The 223-nt window shown below is 56.1% G+C and carries 1 rRNA gene; it reads right to left on the bottom strand.

Annotation, left to right across the window (positions count from 1 at the left end):
- Window positions 1–223, bottom strand: a 23S ribosomal RNA gene (locus WFJ36_RS17115); the annotation flags it as partial.

The following is a 223-nucleotide window of genomic DNA, read 5'->3' as shown; positions in this document are numbered from 1 at the left end:
ACCTGACCACCTGAGTCGGTTTGGGGTACGGGCGGCTAGAACCTCGCGTCGATGCTTTTCTCGGCAGCATAGGATCATCCACTTTTTATCCGCATCGTGTCTCAGCCTGTATGAGTCGCGGATTTGCCTACGACTCGGCCTACGCACTTGCACCAGGACAACCATCGCCTGGCTTGGACTACCTTCCTGCGTCACACCTGTTAATACGCTAACCGCACCAGCA

It is taken from the genome of Microbacterium sp. MMO-113, assembly GCF_037148555.1.
Lineage (GTDB): Bacteria > Actinomycetota > Actinomycetes > Actinomycetales > Microbacteriaceae > Microbacterium.
The sequence above is the reverse complement of the archived record's forward strand: the minus strand, read 5'-3'. Positions and strand labels throughout refer to the sequence as shown.